Annotated in this window: 17 protein-coding genes; 9 read left to right on the top strand and 8 right to left on the bottom strand. The window is 71.9% G+C overall.

Annotation, left to right across the window (positions count from 1 at the left end):
• Window positions 1-147 precede the first annotated feature (147 nt).
• The gene (locus ACZ7GX_RS43110) at window positions 148-1200 is read right to left on the bottom strand and encodes a fatty acid desaturase family protein (protein WP_498786246.1); all 1053 of its coding nucleotides are present in this window, start codon (window positions 1198-1200) and stop codon (window positions 148-150) included.
• A 637-nt stretch (window positions 1201-1837) separates the two neighbouring features.
• On the opposite strand from ACZ7GX_RS43110, the gene ACZ7GX_RS43105 reads away from it, so the two are divergent.
• Window positions 1838-1984: a hypothetical protein gene (locus ACZ7GX_RS43105; protein WP_498786244.1), complete on the top strand. Its 147-nt coding sequence runs from the start codon at window positions 1838-1840 to the stop codon at window positions 1982-1984.
• Window positions 1985-2264: 280 nt separating this feature from the next.
• Entirely contained in the window at window positions 2265-2495 is a 231-nt protein-coding gene (locus tag ACZ7GX_RS43100) for an RGCVC family protein (RefSeq protein WP_498786242.1), read from the top strand.
• On the opposite strand, the gene ACZ7GX_RS43095 is transcribed toward ACZ7GX_RS43100, so the two are convergent.
• Complete coding sequence (locus ACZ7GX_RS43095) at window positions 2479-2940, bottom strand: STAS domain-containing protein (protein ID WP_498786240.1); 462 nt, start codon at window positions 2938-2940, stop codon at window positions 2479-2481. The genes ACZ7GX_RS43100 and ACZ7GX_RS43095 overlap by 17 nt on opposite strands.
• 362 nt (window positions 2941-3302) lie before the next feature.
• On the opposite strand from ACZ7GX_RS43095, the gene ACZ7GX_RS43090 reads away from it, so the two are divergent.
• The 3 genes from ACZ7GX_RS43090 (at window position 3303) to ACZ7GX_RS43080 (ending at window position 5636) form a co-directional block, all read left to right on the top strand.
• Complete coding sequence (locus ACZ7GX_RS43090) at window positions 3303-3782, top strand: DUF5994 family protein (RefSeq protein ID WP_498786238.1); 480 nt, start codon at window positions 3303-3305, stop codon at window positions 3780-3782.
• 330 nt (window positions 3783-4112) lie between these two features.
• Window positions 4113-4832, top strand: a complete 720-nt coding sequence (locus tag ACZ7GX_RS43085; RefSeq protein WP_498786236.1) for a GAF and ANTAR domain-containing protein — start codon at window positions 4113-4115, stop codon at window positions 4830-4832.
• Window positions 4833-4889: 57 nt separating this feature from the next.
• Entirely contained in the window at window positions 4890-5636 is a 747-nt protein-coding gene (locus ACZ7GX_RS43080; RefSeq protein ID WP_498786234.1) for a GAF and ANTAR domain-containing protein, read from the top strand.
• Between the two features lie 20 nt (window positions 5637-5656).
• Here the strand turns inward: ACZ7GX_RS43080 and ACZ7GX_RS43075 are convergent, their stop codons facing one another.
• The 3 genes from ACZ7GX_RS43075 to ACZ7GX_RS43065 form a co-directional block, all read right to left on the bottom strand.
• The gene (locus ACZ7GX_RS43075) at window positions 5657-6364 is read right to left on the bottom strand and encodes an AfsR/SARP family transcriptional regulator (protein WP_498786232.1); all 708 of its coding nucleotides are present in this window, start codon (window positions 6362-6364) and stop codon (window positions 5657-5659) included.
• Between the two features lie 433 nt (window positions 6365-6797).
• Window positions 6798-7265: a calcium-binding protein gene (locus ACZ7GX_RS43070; protein ID WP_498786230.1), complete on the bottom strand. Its 468-nt coding sequence runs from the start codon at window positions 7263-7265 to the stop codon at window positions 6798-6800.
• Between the two features lie 223 nt (window positions 7266-7488).
• Window positions 7489-8805 (bottom strand): hypothetical protein, encoded by a 1317-nt coding sequence (locus tag ACZ7GX_RS43065; RefSeq protein WP_498786228.1) that lies wholly within the window; start codon window positions 8803-8805, stop codon window positions 7489-7491.
• A 428-nt stretch (window positions 8806-9233) separates the two neighbouring features.
• Here ACZ7GX_RS43065 and ACZ7GX_RS43060 point away from each other — a divergent pair, with 428 nt between their 5' ends.
• Together ACZ7GX_RS43060 and ACZ7GX_RS43055 are read left to right on the top strand one after the other, a co-directional pair.
• A complete protein-coding gene (locus tag ACZ7GX_RS43060; RefSeq protein WP_498786226.1) occupies window positions 9234-10271 on the top strand; it encodes an NsdA family TPR-like regulatory protein in 1038 nt (345 codons plus the stop codon).
• Window positions 10272-10557: 286 nt separating this feature from the next.
• Window positions 10558-11427 carry a hypothetical protein gene (locus ACZ7GX_RS43055; RefSeq protein ID WP_498786224.1) on the top strand — a complete coding sequence of 290 codons (870 nt, stop codon included), beginning with the start codon at window positions 10558-10560 and terminating at the stop codon, window positions 11425-11427.
• A 339-nt stretch (window positions 11428-11766) separates the two neighbouring features.
• On the opposite strand, the gene ACZ7GX_RS43050 is transcribed toward ACZ7GX_RS43055, so the two are convergent.
• A complete protein-coding gene (locus ACZ7GX_RS43050; RefSeq protein WP_498786222.1) occupies window positions 11767-12705 on the bottom strand; it encodes an acyl-CoA desaturase in 939 nt (312 codons plus the stop codon).
• A gap of 426 nt (window positions 12706-13131) precedes the next feature.
• On the opposite strand from ACZ7GX_RS43050, the gene ACZ7GX_RS43045 reads away from it, so the two are divergent.
• Both ACZ7GX_RS43045 and ACZ7GX_RS43040 read left to right on the top strand, forming a co-directional pair.
• A complete protein-coding gene (locus tag ACZ7GX_RS43045) occupies window positions 13132-13686 on the top strand; it encodes a DUF5994 family protein (RefSeq protein WP_498786220.1) in 555 nt (184 codons plus the stop codon).
• The gene (locus ACZ7GX_RS43040; RefSeq protein WP_498786218.1) at window positions 13683-13838 is read left to right on the top strand and encodes a DUF6307 family protein; all 156 of its coding nucleotides are present in this window, start codon (window positions 13683-13685) and stop codon (window positions 13836-13838) included. Before ACZ7GX_RS43045 ends, ACZ7GX_RS43040 begins: the two co-directional genes overlap by 4 nt.
• Window positions 13839-13933: 95 nt before the next feature.
• Here the strand turns inward: ACZ7GX_RS43040 and ACZ7GX_RS43035 are convergent, their stop codons facing one another.
• Both ACZ7GX_RS43035 and ACZ7GX_RS43030 read right to left on the bottom strand, forming a co-directional pair.
• Window positions 13934-14317: a hypothetical protein gene (locus tag ACZ7GX_RS43035; RefSeq protein WP_498786216.1), complete on the bottom strand. Its 384-nt coding sequence runs from the start codon at window positions 14315-14317 to the stop codon at window positions 13934-13936.
• On the bottom strand, window positions 14317-14520 hold a 204-nt coding region (locus tag ACZ7GX_RS43030; protein WP_498786214.1), incomplete at its 5' end, for a hypothetical protein. The genes ACZ7GX_RS43030 and ACZ7GX_RS43035, both read right to left, overlap by 1 nt.

Raw genomic sequence — 14520 nt, 5'->3', positions numbered from 1 at the left:
CCAGCCGCTCCCCCCCCCCCCTTTTGTTCCCCCCCCCCCCCCTCTTCCCCCCCCCCCCCCCCCCCCCTCCCCCCCCCCCCCCCCCCCCCCCCCCCCCCCCCCCGCCCCCGGTCGTGGTCGCCGGCGGAGTTCGCGTCCGCCGCTCTCTCAGCCCAACGGCGCGCGGTGTCCGGAGCGCAGGGGCGCGCCGGCGTCGTGCAGGTGGCGCAGCACTTGGGCGTAGGAGGACCGCAGGCCGGCCTTGCTGTAGGGGATGCCGTTGCGGGCGCAGAAGTCCTCGACGACGGGCTGTGCGCGGCGGAGGTTGGGGCGGGGCATGTGCGGGTAGAGGTGGTGCTCCACCTGGTGGTTGAGGCCACCGAGCAGTGCGTCGACCCACCGGCCACCCGTGACGTTGCGCGAGGTGAGGACCTGCTTGCGCAGGTGGTCCAGGCGCTGCCCCTTGGCGATGATGGGCATCCCCTTGTGGTTGGGGGCGAAGGAGCAGCCCAGGTAGACGCCCATGAGGCCCTGGTGGACCGCGATGAACACGACGGCCTTCAGCGGGGACAGCAGCAGGAACACCGCGGTCAGGTAGGCCGCCGCCGGGAGGAGTTGCAGCGCGGCCTCCCGCCAGGGGTGCTTGAGCTCCCCGTGCCACAGCGCCTGCAGACCCGAGATCCGCAGCACGACCGCCTCGACCAGCAGCAGCGGGAAGAACAGGAAGGCCTGGTACTTGGTGATCCACCGGTACAGGCCGCGCTTGTCGCCGGCCTGCTCACGGCTGAAGGCGATGGCGTGGATCTCGATGTCGGGGTCGTGGTCCTCGTGGTTGGGGTTGGCGTGGTGGCGGTTGTGCTTGCCGACCCACCACTGGTAGCTGATCCCGGTGACACCACCGTGCAGGTGACCCACGAGGTCGTTGTGGCGGTGCGAGCGGAAGATCTGCCGGTGCCCGGCGTCGTGGCCGATGAAGGCGAACTGGGTGGAGACCATCGCCAGGAGCACCGCGATCAGCACCTGCCACCACGAGTCGCCCAGCAGCGCCATCGCCGTTCCGGTCGCCGCGAGCAGCAGGACGTTGATCGCCATCCTCGTCGCGTAGTACCCGCGGCGCCGGTCCAGCAGGCCGGCGTCCTTGAGCTGCCGCGTCAAGCGGGCGAAGTCACTGCCCTGCCGGGCATCGGGAGGTCGTGCCTCGGCGGTGGGTGAGGAGGTCATGAACATCTGCTTTCCGGGTGGACGGACGCGTCCGCTCCGCTACCCCGGTGTCCGCGACCTGGGGTGGAGTGGGGCCTGGGAGGGGAGGTGGGCCGGCCGATCGGCCGGCGTGGCCGTTCGCGAGGATCACAAGGCCCACGGAAGTGCGGGCCGTCGGACGCCCAGGGGTTTTCGGTGGACGGGTGCGCAGCAACCGTATTCGCCGTCATCGAGCCAACGCGGCCGACAGTCGGCGGGTTCCCATAATCATCCCCGTGTGCCGCACGGCACATGCCGGTCCGTTCACCGCGAACCTCCCGATCGTGCCTGGTGTGACCACAGGCCGCCGGGGTCCGGGGCGGCATTTTCACTGCGGGCGACGCCGTTGAAATCCCACGGGCGCCACCGCGATGGACCTCCACGGTCGCACCGGCCGCTCGTCTCCGCAAGTGGGGCCGCTGCTCGCCGATCGGACGATGCGCACGTCGAGCGTTCCACCACGACGATTCGAGATCGAATTGAAGAGTCGATGACCGGAACCCGCCGCATTCATACTCGAAAGAGCACATCACGGGATTTCCAGTACCCGCCCGGTGCATGCCTGGCACCTGAGCCGATCCCCGTTCCGGACCGGGTTCCGGCAGCCGACCGGGTGTCGGTGGCCGCACCTCCGGCCGGTTGTGCCACCGCCATCGCCGCCGCGGTCGACAGCGCCAACGCGGCCACCGCGGCAGCCGGCGCCGCCGCCCACGCCACCTCCGCCGGCGCGACCATCGCCGTGCTCGTCGCCTGCGCGCAGGCGTAGCGGACCGACCTGCGCCGGGGTGACCGGAAACGGTGTCGACACCGCGGCGGACGACCGGGCGGGCGGACGACGACCCCGCCGCGAAATGGCGGAAATGACGTCCGGCGATCACCGGTCGCGGTATTCGGAGTACCCTTGAGGTGTCGCCCCGGCCCCCGGCGAAGTCGATCTCATTCGATGTGCTCCCGCAGAACGAGTCGGGAATCCTCCCGCCCGCGGTGCGACATCCGCGACGGCAGCGCATCGGACACCACGCCTCGACCACGCGAAGGACGGACCGATGTCGACGACCCACGTGCTGATCGCCCCCCTGGCACCCGACACCGCGAGGCGGGCCGAGGGGTCCTGCCCCGCGTGCCCGCATCCGGCGGACGCCCACGACGCCCTCGCACAGCGGTTCTGCGCCGCGACCCGGGCGGGTGACCTGCACCGGGGTTGCCTGTGCTCCACCGAGTCGAGCAGCGCGACCTACGGCAAGTCAGGCCAGGGGAACGTCAGCGACCGGGCCTGATGCCGACTGGACCTCGGCGCGCGGAGGACGCCTCAGCGGGACGCCGTGACGGCACGTCGCCGACTCGGGGAAACACCTCGAACTCGACGTCCAGTCCGGTGACGGCCAGCGGCCGCAGCACCGGACGGGTCCGGGCCACGACGTACAGTCCCACCCCGGACGCCGCGGCCGCGACCCTGGCCTCCACCAGGACGGTGAGACCGGCCGCGCCGAGGAAGCCCACCTCGCCGAGGTCGACCACCAGGTCCGGCCCGTGGGGGCTGATCTGCCCCAAGAGGTGGTTGCGCAGGTGGGACGCGGTGGAGAGGTCCACTTCGCCGGACACCGCGCACAGCACGGCGACAGCCGACAGCGGCCGCACCACGACCGCCAGGAGTGGGCCGGGCGGCGGGACCACGACTTCCGGCGACGACGGTCGAGCGGCACTCCGGACGTTGGCACTCACGGGCTCTCCTCGCCGAAGCGTGGTCCGCGGGGTCCGGGCGGCTCACGATATCCAGATATCGAGCGTATCGGCCGACGACATCCCGGCACAAGGCGTTCTCAAACATCATCCGAAGGATTTTCGAGTAATTCGGACTTTTCTGTGCCCCATGCCGAAAATCTCGGAAAATTGTTTCGAGGCGTACACCGGCGTAATGTGGGAAGCACCGAGGGCGCATCGAGCGCCGGCGTTCGAGCCGGCACCGCCTTGGGCGCACCACGATTCCGGCCGGTCCGGCCGGAGGCGGGAACGCCGAGTTGACCTCGAACCAGCCAGGTCCCCCCACCACCCGCCCGATCACAGGGCCTCGACGCCGGTGGGCGGTGAAACCTCGCACCGACCAGCCGGGCTCCGTCGACGGTGGCTGGTGGCCGTGGTCCACGGACCCGGCGACCGAGTTCCCCCCGCTGATCACCGCCTTGGCCGCGCTGGGACTGCCCGTGCAACGGGTTTCCTACGACCTCGACGCGTGGGACGCCGTCGGACTGCGCCTCACCGTGCACGGCACGGTGGTGAGCATGGAAGGTTTCCGCGCCACGCAGCCGCGCACGGTCACCATGGTCGGACCTGACCGCGTCCGGACCCGGCTCCTGGGGATCCCGCCGGCCACGCCGGGTGGTGCCGCACGGGCCGCGATGCGCGCCGCCGCCCACACCGGCTCGACCGCCACCGTCGAGGACATCCTGGAGTGGAACAACGTCGCCGCCCGGCGTGCCGGCACCGCCGCCCTCCCGGGCCGGCGGACGGTCGAGCGCGGCACTCGACGGGAAATGCTCCTTCACGAGGACGGGGTCGCGTCGTGACCGCCCCGTCGGGGCGGACGGCCAAACCTCCTCCAGCGGCGGTGCCCGATCCACCGATCGGCGTCGTCGCGTCCCGCGGGCCGCTGTGGCGCAGGCGTGTCCGGGTGAACGCGAGCCGCCGTCGGCCGCCTCCCGCTCAACGCTGATCGCCCTCGCCTGCCGTCCGGCGGCGCGGGTCGCACGACCTCGCCGCGCATTCGGGTGAGAGTTCCGGCGCCCCGCTCCGGTCGGCGGGTCGCGGGGTTGCGGCGCGTAGAGTGGGACGCTCGTGTTCCACGGTGCGGGAGGTTCGGGTCGTGCCCTGCGACCAGGTGACTGGGAGGTCTCCGGATGGCCCGGTACACCACCAGTCGGTTGGCGCAGGTGAGCCGCTGGATCGCCGAGGAGGCCGCCGACCTGGGCACGCCCGTCTCGGTCGGTGCCCTGTGCCAGGCCGCCGTCGCGCGGTTGGGTGTCAGCGGCGCCGTGCTCACCGTGGACACCTCCGGCTGGCCGGAGGTCAAGTGCACCACGGACGCGCTGGGTGAACGCCTGGCCGAGTTGCAGGTGACCGTGGGCGAAGGACCGGCCGTCGACGTCTGGCGCGGAGGCGGACCGGCGCTCGTCGCCGATCTCGACGCGCCGTCCAGCCAGGCCCGGTGGCCGATGTTCGCGCCGCTGGCCGTCGAAGCCGGAGCGGCCGCGCTGTTCGCGCTGCCGCTGTGCGTCGGCGCGATCCGGGTCGGGGTGCTGTCGCTGTACCAGCTCGCCGTCGGCCACCTCGACGCCGCGGCGCTCACCGACTCGCTGGCGTTCGCGGAACTGGCCCTGCGACTGCTGCTGGACGAGCAGGCCGACCTGAGCCCGGCGGACGTCGCCGAGGACGGCCTCCCCCTGCACAACCCCCACGTGCACCAGGCCACCGGGATGGTCGCGGCGCAACTGGAGCTGGGCATGGCCGACGCGTTCGCCCACCTGCGCGCCCGGGCGTTCGCCGAGCAGGTGCCGCTGAGCGCGCTGGCGGCCGACGTCGTGGCCCGCCGACGGCGATTCGACCGCGACGGAGGATGACCGTGAACATGTACGGAACAAGACAGCGCTCTGAGCACACCAGCGGAGGTGGATGCGATGGACGGTGACCGTCTCGTCGACACGTTCGTCGAGTTGGCCGACACCCTGGTCGACGACTTCGACGTCATCGACTTCCTGCACATGCTCGTGGACCGGTGCGTCGAACTCCTCGACGTCGACGCCGCGGGGCTGCTGCTGGCCGACCAGCGGGGCAGGTTGCAGCTGATCGCGTCGTCCAACGAACAGGCCCGGCTGCTGGAGCTCTTCCAGCTCCAGAACGACGACGGACCCTGCCTGGACGCGTTCGCCACCGGTACCAGGGTCAGCCACCCCGACCTGGCGGAGGCGGGTGAGCGGTGGCCGCGGTTCACCGCGGTGGCCGCCGAGGCGGGGTTCGCCGCCGTGGACGCGGTGCCCATGCGCCTGCGCAGCGAGGTGATCGGCGCGCTCAACCTCTTCCGGAACCGGTCCGGAGAGCTGGACGCCGGCGCGTTGCGCACCGCCACCGCGCTGGTCGACGTCGCCACCATCGGCCTGCTGCAACAACGTTCGATCCACCACCACCAGGTGCTGACCGAACAGCTCCAAGCCGCGCTGAACAGCCGGGTGGTCGTCGAACAGGCCAAGGGGCTGGTGGCAGAACGCCTCCAGGTCGACATGGACACCGCGTTCGCCGCGCTGCGCGGCTATGCCCGAGGGCACAACCTCAAGCTGAGCGGCGTCGCCCACGACGTCATCGCGGGCGACATCGACACCCCGGAACTCCTCACCGCGCCCGCCAGGACCGGTCGGCTTCCACGCTGACCGGACGGCAGCTCGGCCGGTCAGCCGTGCGGTGGCCTGGCCCGGCCGCCGACCAGGTCTCGGAGCTGCGGGGTGGGCGCCAGACCCAGGTCCACGTGGAGGAGGCGGCTGAACCGGTCGAACGCGTGCACCGCCTCGGACTGGTTGCCCTCGGCCAGGTGGACGCGGATGAGGGCGGTCTGCGCGCTCTCCCTCAACGGGTCGGCGCGGACGACCACGCTCGCCGCCGCCGTGGCATCTCCGAAGCGCCTCGCCTCCACCAGGCCGTCCACCACCGCCTCCAACGCGTGGAGCCGGAGTTGGCGCCAGTCCTCGACCTCGAAGGCGAGCCAGTCGTCGTACCAGAGCGGGAGCAGTTCCGACGACAGGGTGGCGACCGCCTCGACGCTCAGGTCCCCCACGGCGTGCGGACCGGCTTCGAGCAGACGGTGAGCGAGCGCCTGGGCGTCGCGCAGGTCGACCGAGACACCGGGCGCGAGCTCCAAGCTCGACGGGGTGACCAGCAGCGTGTCCCGGCAAGCGCGGTTCATGCGGATCAACGTCGACCTCAGGGCCGCGTAGGCGTGGCCTTCGGTGGCGTCCCCCCACAGTGAACTCGCCACGAACAGCCGCCCCACCGCCCGCCGGCGCATCGCCATGAACGCCAGCAGGCGCTCGGCCCCGCCCTGGACCGGAATGGCGTCGGCTCCCCCGGTGAGCCGGAACCCGTCGAGGAGAGCGACGTGCAAGCCTGCTTGGTGCCCGTGGGGCGCGAAGCGCGCTCCCGGCGCCGCGAGTGAGGTCATGAGCCCGGAGTCGAAGTTGTGTCGACGAGGTCCGGAAGAATGATCACGGAAGACCTTTCGGCTTTGACTTGCACGGTGTGCGCGGAGCACGCGCGCTCGCGGCCGAATCGGAGCCGGCTGCGGTGGAACCGTCGACTGACGTCCTGCGGACCAGGTTACCAGCGCGGGCACGGCGAGCGACCCCACTCGGGGGTCAAACCCTTGCCACCGCTCGAATCCGTCATGCGTGAGGCAGGGTGCGCCGCCCCTCAAACCACCCGTTCGGGGGGTCGTTCCCGAGGCCCCCGGACGACACGAGGAGCGACCCGGTCCCCTTCCAGGGCCGGGTCGTCGACGGTCTTTCGTGTTCGCGGGTCATCTCGGTGGTGCCCGAGTGCTACGACTCGCAACTGCTGCGGAGGTCCGGCGGCACGCCGACGGGTCCGCAGGAATCGGTGTCGTCACCGCCGTTGAGGGTGTCCTGCGCGGCATCGGTGCCCGGACCGCTGAGCGCGTCGTCGCCCGCGGAACCGTTCAGCGTGTCCGTGCCGAGGTCCCCGTAGAGCAGGTCGTCGCCGACCTGGCCGGTGAGCGTGTCGTCGCCCGCGCCGCCGTGGATCGTGTCGATGTAGGCGGTGCCGGTGATGGTGTCGTTGCCACCGCTGCCGTAGACGGTCTTGCCCGGGTTGGCGCTGGTGCAGTCGATCGTGTCGTTCCCACCGGAACCGAACACCGTGGTGTCGTTCTGCGTCACGTTGGGACCGATGGTGCACGGGACCGCCGCCGAGGCGACGCCGGCTCCCGTGAAACCGCCCATGACCAAGGCGCCTGCTGCCAGGATCGGGTAGAGCTGTCGAGTTCGCATGTCGTCCTCCGCTTCATCTCCGGGAATTCGGATGACCACAGCGTGTTCCAGGGGGCGTTACCGGCGCGTGACGCCGTCGCGGTGCCCGCGGGGGAATGGCGGAGTCGACACTTCGTCACGTTCGGCGCGCGGGGCGTTCGCGCGTCGCGCCGGTCGGGCCCCGGGCTCGCGGCGGCGTGGCCACGAGCCCGAGGCCCGGGTGTTTCCGCGTGACCGCGGTCGATCAGCAGGAGCAGACCCCGCCGTTGTTGACACCGGCTACGCCGTTGGGTCCGACGGAGCCGCTGTTGCCGTTGACCACGGTGGCGCCGGCTTCGACGGTACCGGTGTTGCCCAGGCCGCCCGCGCCCGCGGCGCCGCCGAGGCCACCCGCGCCGCCGGGACCGCCGCACCCGGTGCCGCCGTTGCCGCCCGCACCGCCGTTGCCACCGTTGCCACCGGTGACGGTGATGGCGTCGGCACCCACTTCACCGTTGACGGCTCCCGAGTTGCCGACACCACCGGCGCCGCCCGCACCCCCGACGCCACCCGCGCCACCGGGCTGGGTGGCGCTGATGCCGTTACCGCCCTTGCCACCGACGCCGCCGGCTCCGCCGACGCCACCGTTGGCCTTCAGGGTGTCGACTCCGGCACCGCCGTTGACGGTTCCGCTGTTGCCGATGCCGCCCGCGCCACCAGCGCCGCCGACGCCGCCCGCGCCACCGCCGCTGCCGCAGCCGCCGACGCCACCCGCGGCGCCGGATCCACCCGCGCCACCGGTCGCGGTGACGGTGTCGAGACCGGCGTCGGTGGTGCCGCCGTTGACGGTTCCGGAATTGCCGGCGCCGCCGACACCCGCAGCACCACCGATGCCGCCGGCGCCCGCGCCTCCCGCGACGAGGCCGCCGTTGCCGCCCAGCGCGCCGAGGCCGCCGTTGCCGCCTTTGCCCCCGGTCGCGTTGACGGTGTCGCTGCCCGTGCCACCGTGGATGGTCCCGGCGTTGCCCGCCCCACCGACACCGGCTACGCCACCGTTACCGCCGGCACCACCGGCACCACTGTTGAGGCCGGTCCCGCCGTTGCCCCCGTTGCCCCCGTTGCCGCCCGCACCACCGGTGACGCTGATGCTGTCCGTGCCCGGGCCGCCGTCGATGATCCCGGTGCCGCCCACGGCGACACCGCCGCCGGTGCCGACGCCGCCGTTGCCGCCCGCGCTGCCGGCCGGGGTGCCCGCGGTGCCGTTCGCACCAGGGGCGCCGTTCGAGCCGGCGACGCCCGCGACGCCGGTGACGCTGATGGTGTCGTTGCCGGCGAGCGAGTTGACGGTCCCGTTCACCGGTCCGCCGGTGATGGTGATGATGTTGTTCGCCGTGGTGCCCGTGAGGACCTCGCCGGCGGGAATGCCCGCGGTGCAGACGAAGTTGTTGCCGGTCTGCGTGCACCCGACCGGGAGAGCATGGGCTGTGCCCGGCGCCACCAGTGCGAAACCGGCCACCGTGCCCAACCCGACCAGGACGCGACCCAAGCGGCCGGCCGTGCCGGCGCGCAACGTTGATTTCATGATCAATCTCCACCCGTGAGGTGGGTCCGAGCCGATGCCGCGGACCCCGCGGGGGGGTGATCGGATGACCGGGGTCCGGGGTCACGTATCCGGTGCCGATGAACGAGAGCACCGGGACGACCAACACCCTCGAAGGCTCAGCGTGCGCGTCTCTGCGGGACCGGCGGAAGGCACAACGCCGCCGGCCACCCGAATGCGAGGCGCACTCCCCTGAACGCGAACGAGTCCGCAGTTCGAGGGTTGTTCCGACTATCCGTGCGGATGAATACCGCACGTCACCCGGTCAACAGGTCATGGGTTCACGGGTCGGGTCGACCTGTTCCGAATCGCGCGTTGCTTCGATCACCACCGATCAACAGCTGGACACCGCAACTGTGGGACAGTGGGGTGTTCTGGTCGTTCGCCCCGGACCCCGGTGAGCCACCGTCGTGTCGGCGACCGCCGGAGGCCCTCTGATGCAGCCTGACAGCACGACGCCCGGCGAGGACTCGGGCCCGGATCGACCGTGGGACGTGCGGGGACGGGTCGTCATGGCCGACGTCGACTCCGTGGTGGCGTTCACCGCCGTCCACCGCGCACTCGACCACCGCCACGGCGGAGGCCGCTGCCGCGAGGCCGCCGTGTCGCGCCTGCCGTCCGCACTGGCGCTGCTCGAACACCCCGGCGCCGACGACGTCTCCGGGCCGCTGCACGCCGCCGTGGCCGACTTGCACAACCTCGCGGGCTGGTCCTGCTTCGACACGGGGTTGCCGCACACGGCGGCGCGGCACTTCCGCACCGCGCTGACCGTCGCAGCGCGGGGTGACCACACGTCGCTGGCGTCCAACGTCTACTACCGGCTCGGGCGGTTGTCGCTGCACCACAACGACCTGGGGCGGGCGATGGCCGAGTTCCAGCTCGGTGAAGGGGCCGCCGCGGCCGGCGGCTCCGCGCTGGCGGGGGCGGTGATCTTCGCCAACCGCGCCTGGGCGCAGGCGCGGATGGGGCGTCCGGACGACGTCGCGATGTCGTTGGCCCGCGCGCGGGACGCCTTCGTGCGGGCGTCGGACGAGCCCGTGCCCGCCTGGGCGGCGTTCTTCACCGCCACCGACTTCACCGCGATCACCGGTGTCGTCTACACCGAACTGGCCCGTACCACGGACTCGCGGTACGCCGAGCTCGCGGCGGCCGTGCTGTCGACCGCCGTCGACGGCTACGGGCCGGGCATGGCGCGCAGCCGGGCGTTCAGCCTCATCTCCTTCGCGATCTGCCACCTGCTCGACGACCAGGTCGACGCGGCGGTCGAGCTGGGCAACGAAGCGGTCGACCGGTGCGAGGTGCTGACCTCGACCCGAGCGGTCGAGCGACTGCGCCCGCTGCGCGACGAGGCGGCACGCCGCCGCCGCCACCCCGGCGCACTCGCGCTGGTGGAGCGGATCCGCGCCTTCCGCCCCGCCTCCGCCGCCCTGGGAGGGGCGGCGACGTGAGCCGGCGGGCCGATCCCGTCGGCACGTCGCGACGCCGACGACCGTTCGGGTGAACGAGGAGTCGTTCGTTCGGCCGATGGTATAGATTGGGCATTGTTACCCCGGACCCCGGTGGCGAAACACCTCCCGCACTGATCGCAGAGGTGTTTTGGGCGAGCCGGGGTTTTTGCACGGGGCGAGAAGCCACCAGCCACTCGAATTGCGGTGGCCCCCGGGCGAACCGAATGCACCGGCTCCGCCGCGCCACGCCGGTCGCCCTCAATCCTGCTCCAGGAAATGAATTCCGATGCGACACATCCGCACCACCGTCAAAGCCTTGATCGGCGCCACCGTCATGACCGGGGGCCTGATCGCCGTCACACCGGCGGCGCAGGCCATCACCATTCCGGTGGCGTGCGGCGAGAACGCCCTGGTCGCGGCGGTGAACCTGGCCAACTCCACCCCCACCGCCGACACCCTCGTCCTGGCGGGCGGCTGCACCTACGGCATGACCGCGGCGCACGGCGGCGCGTCCAACGCGCTACCGGTGATCACCACCCCGATCGAGATGATCGGCCCCGCCACCGTCACCAACGCCTCCCCGACGGGCCTGGGGCTGTTCCGGATCGCCGAGGTCGGCCCGACCGGCCGCCTCACCCTCACCACCGGCGTCGCGTTCACCCGCGGCAACGTCGTCGGCCACGGCGGCGGCATCCTCAACCGCGGCGCGGTCACGCTCACCGGCAGCACCCTGACCGGCAACACCGCCTCGGGCAACGGCGGCGGCCTCGCCAACGCCGACACGCCGTCGGGCAAGGCCCCTGCGGCGACGTTCACCAACAGCCCGGTGTCCGGCAACACCACCCTGCTCGGCGAGGGCGGCGGCCTCTACAACGGCCTGCGCGGCACCCTCACCGTCACCGGCGTGACCGGCAGCCCGCTGTTCATCACCGGCAACAGCGCGGGCCGCGGCGGCGGCATCTCCGCGATCAACTCCACCGCCACCACCCTCACCCAGACCGCCGTGACCGACAACCACGCGCTGGCGGCCCTGGGCCAGTCCGGCGGCGTCTACCGCCAAGGCGGCACCATGACCACCACCAACTCCCCCATCACCGCCAACACCCCCAACAACTGCGTCGGCAGCACTCCCGCGGTCCCCAACTGCACCGGCTGACCGCTTCCGGTGGCACACCGGGTGAACGAGCCAGGCCGAGGCCGGGCGGAAGGTCGATCGACGGCCTCCCGCCCGGCGTGCGTCGTCTGGGAGGGGCCGTTCGTGGCTTCGCCCACTCGTGCTCGCCGCGGGCCAGTCCCGCTTCGAGGACGAGGCGACGAGGTGCGGGCGAGGGCTCCGGTTGATCCAGCACTCCGGGCCCAGTCGTGCTCGGACGCGAGGAAACCGGTCGCGAGCTGAAGGCGCTGAACGATGACCGTCGCGCCTTCGGGGGCGCCATGCGCTGTCCATCCTTTGTGGATTGCTGTCGTCGTCGACCGGGGAACCGGTCCGCGGTTGTCAGGCCTCGTGGGTCCGGGCCGGCCGCGGCCAGCGGACGTTGGTGGCCCAGCCGAACACCTCGAAGACCCGGATCAGCCGCGCGGAGATGTCGATCTGGCCGCGTCGCACGCCGTGGCGGGCGCAGGTGGGGTCGGCGTGGTGGGAGTTGTGCCAGGACTCGCCCATCGACAGGATCGCCAGCGGCCAGAAGTTGGCGGACTTGTCGCGCGAGGCGAAGGGGCGGTCACCGATCATGTGGCAGATCGAGTTCACCGACCACGTGACGTGGTGCAGCACGGCGACGCGCACCAGGCCGGCCCAGAAGAACCCGGTCAGCGCACCCCACCAGCTCCACGTGATGAGGCCCCCGGCCAGCCCGGGCGCGAGCAGCGTCACCGCGGTCAGCGCGGGGAACCAGCGGTTGACGCGCCGGATGTCCTCGTCGGCGAGCAGGTCCGGGGCGAAGCGGGCGGTGTTCGTCAGCTCCCGCTGGAACAGCCAGCCCATGTGGGCGTGCCAGAAACCCTTGGCCAGCGCGCCTGCCGACGTCCCGAAGAGCCACGGGGAGTGGGGGTCGCCTTCGCGGTCGGCGTAGGCGTGGTGCCGGCGGTGGTCGGCGACCCAGCCGACGACCGGGCCCTGCATGGCCATGCTGCCGACCACCGCGAGCGCGATCCTCAGCCCGCGGGTGGCCCTGAACGCGCCGTGGGTGAAATAGCGGTGGAACCCGATCGTCACCCCGAGGCAGGTGAGGGTGTAGAAGAAGACGGCGAGGCCGAGGTCGACCCAACCGAGACCCCAGCCCCAGGCCAGCGGAACCGCCGCGGCGAGCGCCAGGGCCGGGATCACCGCGAACAACTTGACCAGGAACATCTCAGCCGGTGACTTCACTCCGGCCAGCACGGGCTGCGGCGCCTTATCGGCTCGCAGGACGTCCGATCGGACTTTCGTGCTCATGTTCGTGCCTCCGGCAACGGCGTTGTACTCCGTCGCCGAGGTCCGGGGCGATCGGTGTGGGGGGTTGGGCGGGTGCCGCGACAGGCAGCCGCCGAATCGGTCGGGTACCCGTGGCACGGCGTTGGCAAACCGGCGTGGTGGCACCGGCGCCCCGGCGTTCGAGCACGCTGGGGCCGCCTGGACAACTGTCGACCCATCGAAGATGGATCGCCGCCCCTCCAGGACCGAAATCGCCGGTAATCTTCCAGATATTCTTCGACCGTGAACGGCACCAGCCGCAAACCACTCGACACCATTCCGATCGATCATGCCAAAATGGGTGTAGGTTGGAGTTGTCGAGAACATCCCGCACGTGGGCGGTCAAGCCCACGTCGTACTCGGTGAAAACTGAAACCGGCCTTTTCCGGCCGGAGACGGGAGTCCGACGTGACGTCGGCACCCCACCCTCTCAGCACCGCTGTCACCGAGCAGCCCGCGCACCCCCGGCGACTGCGGCTGCGGCCGAAGGCCCCCACCACGGGGCACGTCGACGGCGCCTGGTGGCCGCGTTCCCGGGACCTCGTCGCCGAACTCCCCGCGTTGCTCGCGGTGCTGGCGGTTCGGCTGGGCGACGTCATGCGGGTGAGCTACAACCTCTCCGAGTGGAGCACCGCGCCGCGCCGCGTGACCGCCGACAGCGGTCAGGTCCGGCTCGACGGGTTCAACTCGCGATCCGCCCACACCGTCGACCTGGTCGCAGCGGACAGGCACCGCCTCACGCTGCTCGTCGTGCCGTCGGACACCGACCCGGTCGCGGCGCACCGCACCATGGCGCTCGCGGCGGATCGCGACAACGTCCAGACCGCGCACGACCTGCTCACCGCAGGGATCACCACAACCGCACCGACGCGGCAGACGACGGACCTGGCCCGCACCGCGCTCCTGAGCTGGGAAGCGGACGGCGGCCGGGTCCCCGAGCAGACGAGCAGGCGCACCTCATGACGACACCGACCTACTCGTCCTTGTACGAGCGCAGGGTCGAGCTGGTGCAGGACGTGCTGTCAGCGCACTCCGGCCTCAGCCGGAAGGACGCACGGGGTCTCGCTGTGCACGTCCTGCACGCGCTGGACCGCATCCCGGAGAAGGTCCGCTGACGGACCCCGACGACCGTCCACGCCGCAGAGGGCTCCCGAGCCTGCCCGGCGGTGACGCGACGCCGGCGCGCCCTGACGCGCCGAACGGCAGAGGGCTACCAGGCGTCTCTCAGCAACGACGGTCCCGGCTCGTCATCGTCGTCGTCCCGGGCAGTCCCGCGCGGCGGCGGCGTCAGCTCGGCCTCGACGTCCAGGTTCGCGAGCCCGGCGATGTACTCGTCGAGGAACGCCGCCCCTTGCCCGACGAGCGCGGCGCGTTCGGTTTCGGGCAGGCGTTGGAACTCGTCGATCGCGGCGAAGGCCTTGTCCGCCACCGACTCCACCGCCCACTGCTGGGCGAGCAGGTCGCGCGGGGCCGAGCGGCCGGCGACGACCTCCTTCGCGAAGTCGGAGATGGCGCCGTCGTCCGCCGCGGCGAGCACGCGGAACAGGTTGTGCTGCGCCTGCACGCCGTCTGCGGTCGCGAACGGGTTCGTCATCACGCTCCCGGGTGGTCGAAGTAAGACCACGGCCAGATCGCGCGCACGCCGTCGCCCTGCGCCCGCGCGGCCTGCACGACGGCGGCGAACCCGTGCACGAGTGCCCGAACCTGGTCGACCGCGGACTGGATCTGGTTGGCGATGCCGATGATCGAGCCGAGGAACTTCGCCGCGCCACCGGTCGCGACGTCCGCGATCGTGCC

The organism is Actinosynnema sp. NPDC037264 (assembly GCF_055603705.1).
The sequence above is the reverse complement of the archived record's forward strand: the minus strand, read 5'-3'. Positions and strand labels throughout refer to the sequence as shown.

Excerpts from the sequence above, each read along its gene's own strand:
- ACZ7GX_RS43110 (WP_498786246.1), bottom strand. The coding sequence starts at position 1,200 with ATGACCTCCTCACCCACCGCCGAGGCACGACCTCCCGATGCCCGGCAG.
- ACZ7GX_RS43100 (WP_498786242.1), top strand. The coding sequence starts at position 2,265 with ATGTCGACGACCCACGTGCTGATCGCCCCCCTGGCACCCGACACCGCG.
- ACZ7GX_RS43085 (WP_498786236.1), top strand. The coding sequence starts at position 4,113 with ATGGCCCGGTACACCACCAGTCGGTTGGCGCAGGTGAGCCGCTGGATC.
- ACZ7GX_RS43080 (WP_498786234.1), top strand. The coding sequence starts at position 4,890 with ATGGACGGTGACCGTCTCGTCGACACGTTCGTCGAGTTGGCCGACACC.
- ACZ7GX_RS43070 (WP_498786230.1), bottom strand. The coding sequence starts at position 7,265 with ATGCGAACTCGACAGCTCTACCCGATCCTGGCAGCAGGCGCCTTGGTC.
- ACZ7GX_RS43065 (WP_498786228.1), bottom strand. The coding sequence starts at position 8,805 with ATGAAATCAACGTTGCGCGCCGGCACGGCCGGCCGCTTGGGTCGCGTC.
- ACZ7GX_RS43055 (WP_498786224.1), top strand. The coding sequence starts at position 10,558 with ATGCGACACATCCGCACCACCGTCAAAGCCTTGATCGGCGCCACCGTC.
- ACZ7GX_RS43050 (WP_498786222.1), bottom strand. The coding sequence starts at position 12,705 with ATGAGCACGAAAGTCCGATCGGACGTCCTGCGAGCCGATAAGGCGCCG.
- ACZ7GX_RS43040 (WP_498786218.1), top strand. The coding sequence starts at position 13,683 with ATGACGACACCGACCTACTCGTCCTTGTACGAGCGCAGGGTCGAGCTG.
- ACZ7GX_RS43035 (WP_498786216.1), bottom strand. The coding sequence starts at position 14,317 with ATGACGAACCCGTTCGCGACCGCAGACGGCGTGCAGGCGCAGCACAAC.